Source organism: Deltaproteobacteria bacterium, from assembly GCA_016218975.1.
Taxonomy (GTDB): domain Bacteria; phylum Desulfobacterota; class Deferrimicrobia; order Deferrimicrobiales; family Deferrimicrobiaceae; genus JAENIX01.
The window spans coordinates 1-2,797 of sequence record JACRCO010000073.1 but is presented as its reverse complement, the minus strand read 5'-3'; the positions used below and the strand labels follow the sequence as shown (position 1 = coordinate 2,797).

5 protein-coding genes are annotated in these 2,797 nt (G+C 57.3%); 2 read left to right on the top strand and 3 right to left on the bottom strand.

Annotated elements, in window-relative coordinates; genetic code table 11:
* Together HY896_11190 and HY896_11185 are read right to left on the bottom strand one after the other, a co-directional pair.
* Nucleotides 1-475, bottom strand: a 475-nt coding sequence (locus HY896_11190) for a phosphoadenosine phosphosulfate reductase family protein (protein MBI5576913.1), incomplete at its 3' end; no start/stop codon positions are given.
* Nucleotides 476-488: 13 nt separating this feature from the next.
* On the bottom strand, nucleotides 489-662 hold the full coding sequence (locus HY896_11185; protein ID MBI5576912.1) for a DUF2061 domain-containing protein: 174 nt from the start codon (nucleotides 660-662) through the stop codon (nucleotides 489-491).
* A 257-nt stretch (nucleotides 663-919) separates the two neighbouring features.
* On the opposite strand from HY896_11185, the gene HY896_11180 reads away from it, so the two are divergent.
* Both HY896_11180 and HY896_11175 read left to right on the top strand, forming a co-directional pair.
* On the top strand, nucleotides 920-1,159 hold the full coding sequence (locus HY896_11180; protein MBI5576911.1) for an AbrB/MazE/SpoVT family DNA-binding domain-containing protein: 240 nt from the start codon (nucleotides 920-922) through the stop codon (nucleotides 1,157-1,159).
* Nucleotides 1,156-1,611, top strand: coding sequence for a type II toxin-antitoxin system VapC family toxin (locus tag HY896_11175; GenBank protein ID MBI5576910.1), 456 nt, complete (start codon nucleotides 1,156-1,158; stop codon nucleotides 1,609-1,611). The genes HY896_11180 and HY896_11175 overlap by 4 nt, the downstream gene beginning before the upstream one ends.
* A 229-nt stretch (nucleotides 1,612-1,840) precedes the next feature.
* Here the strand turns inward: HY896_11175 and HY896_11170 are convergent, their stop codons facing one another.
* Entirely contained in the window at nucleotides 1,841-2,743 is a 903-nt protein-coding gene (locus HY896_11170; protein MBI5576909.1) for a response regulator, read from the bottom strand.
* Nucleotides 2,744-2,797: the final 54 nt, after the last annotated feature.

The window sequence follows — 2,797 nt, the reverse complement described above, 5'->3', positions numbered from 1 at the left end:
TGAGCCCCTGCTCGCGGCGCTGCCCCGTCACCCAGGCGCGCAAACCGGAAAGGGCGCGCTGCAGCGGCTCCACCTTGCGGATCCGGCAGCACTCGTGGCGGTTTTCCAGGCTCTCCCGGAAGGAATAGAGCCCCTTGGTTCTCTCGAGCTCCTCCACGGCCGCCCGGTCCGGGAAGCGCCACTCGATCCGGACGCCGAGCTTCCTGCTCACCGCTTCCGCCGCCATATAGGTCTCTTCGTGCAGCCGCCCCGTGTCCAGGGCGAAGACCCGGGCATCGGGCCGAACCTCCGCCATCATGGCAATGAGAACGATGTCCTCTTTGCTGAAACTGGAGGCGAGCGCGACGTCCGGATGGTATTCGGACAGGGCCCACCGGAGCACCTCTTCCGGAGGCGCCCCCCGGAACCGCGCCCGCAGGCCGTCGAGCCGCTCGACCGGAATTTTCACCAGGCATTTCCCTTCGTCCCGCTCCATGCCATCCTTCCCGTCAGATTTCGTAATCCGGCTTTTGGATCTGCCCGAACCGGGTCCGGGACCACATCCGCTCGTGGAGGTAATAAATGAGAAACTTTACCAGCGAGTCCGCCACTCCCACGGAAATCGCGAAATCCAGGCGCCCCGTCAGGAGGAAGGTGACTCCGGCGGTAGTGAATGTCGCCACCACCCTCCAACTAATCGTTTTGATAAACGTGCGCTTGTGGGTATCCAATATAACCCTATATAAAAAATAGATTATATAGGATTATACGGATGGGCGGCAGGATGTCAAGGATTATTACATAAATCCCATGTAATCAATAGATTACTTCGACCGATAGGCTTTGCCGAGCATGGGCGCATCGTGTCCCAACTCGATCCCCCTTGACTTAGGTATTACTTTTTTTGTTAAATGTAAGGAGAAACCCAAAGGAGAGCAGCATGGCGGAATCAAGCCGACTTACCCGTAAATGCCAGGTGACCGTGCCGAAGGAAATCCGGCGGGCGCTTCGGTTAAAGGCCGGGGATACGGTCCATTTTTCCATCGAGGAAGGAAAGGCCGTGCTCCGTCCTTTGCCCGAAAGTCACGCACGCGCGCTCAAGGGATTGGGCAGGGACGCCTGGCGCTCTCTCGGCGGGGGAGATCGCTTCCTGCGCGGCGAGCGGGATTCCTGGGAATGAGCCCGAAAGTCCCCGTTCGCGTCACTGCGGAGCGCCAGAAGGTTCTGGCGCTGGACACGAATATTTTCATCTATCACTTCGAGGAGAATCCGGCCTATTCCGCGTTTACGGAAGGGTTGTTCGAAAAGATCGAATCCGGGCGTGTGCGGGCGATCACGTCCGCCTTGACGCTCCATGAAATCCTCACCGGGGCGCGCAAGTCCGGGAAGCCCGATCTCGTCTCGCTCTGCCGCAACCTGCTGGGATCGTTTCCGAACCTTTACTTCATTCCGTTCGATGTGAACGTTGCCGACATCGCCTCCGATCTGCGGGCCCGATACGGGCTCCGTACTCCGGACGCGATCCAGGTCGCCACCGCCATCCATCAAAGGGCCGATGCATTCGTGACAAACGATGCGGGACTGCGCAGGATCAAGGAGATCCAGGTGATGCTTGCCCGTGTCGCCGAATAACAACCCCTTCACCGAGAAGATCCGGACGCACTTCACGATGACATCACGTTGATCGATTGCGGGTTGACGGAGTTCGTAGTACCCTCATGGCGTTCCTTTGAAGGAGTGGAGTCATGTACATGACGAACCGGTCAAGTACGTCATCGACACCCACTCCCACCCCGGCCATGCTCTGGGAATTTGACTCCCACCGGAAAATCTATCACGTCAATCATAAATTTCCTCTCTTTCAACCAGTCGTATCCAGCACCTCCCTTATCTTCCTTGCCAGTATTGTCGGGCCGAACGGCTTCTGTAAAAATGGCATCCCGGCGATCAACACAAAGGAATCGTGGATCGCGTTAGCGCTATAACCGCTCATGAAGATCACTTTAAGTCGCGGGTTTTCCTTGTGCATCTCTTCGAACGCTTCCTTCCCCCCTTTCCGCGGCATGACCGCGTCCAGTACGGCGAGAACGATCTCTTTATTCCGCCTGAAAATCTCGATCGCCTCCTCCCCGTTCCGGGCAACGAGAACGTTGTACCCAAGTTCCGTCAATGTCCGCTCGGCAAGTGACCGGATAATTTCCTCGTCTTCCGCCAGAAGGATTGTCTCCATCCCCCCACGCACCATTTCTTCCCTGCGTATCGTAGGGACGGCATCCGGTTGAGCCTCGATGGCGGGGAAATACACCTTGAATGCCGTTCCCTTCCCCGGTTCGCTGTAGAGGTGGATGAATCCGTTGTGCTGCTTGACGATCCCGTACACCATCGCAAGTCCCAGGCCCGTCCCCTTGTCCGGCCCCTTCGTGGTAAAAAACGGTTCAAACACCCGCTCGCAGGTCTTCTCATCCATCCCGACCCCCGTGTCGGAAACCGTAAGCAGGGCATATCTCCCCGTCCTCATGTACGGGTTCTGGCGGACGTACTCCTCCTCCAGATACACGTCCCCGGTTTCGACCGTGAGCCGCCCGCCTTTCGGCATCGCATCCCTGGCGTTCAGACAAAAATTCATGACCACCTGTTCGATCTGTCCGCGATCGGCATGTATGGTCGGAACATTCTTTTCCAGAGATGTTGTTACCTCGATATGTTCGCCCATCAGCTTGCCGATAAGCTTTATCAAATCCGCAAGCAGGGTGCTCAAGTTCAAATTGACAGACTCGATGACTTGGCGGCGGGCGAACGCAAGGAGTTGCCTTGTCAG

Bases quoted from the DNA above. Each gene is read 5' to 3' on its own strand.
- HY896_11180 (MBI5576911.1), top strand. From the start codon at position 920: ATGGCGGAATCAAGCCGACTTACCCGTAAATGCCAGGTGACCGTGCCG.
- HY896_11175 (MBI5576910.1), top strand. From the start codon at position 1,156: ATGAGCCCGAAAGTCCCCGTTCGCGTCACTGCGGAGCGCCAGAAGGTT.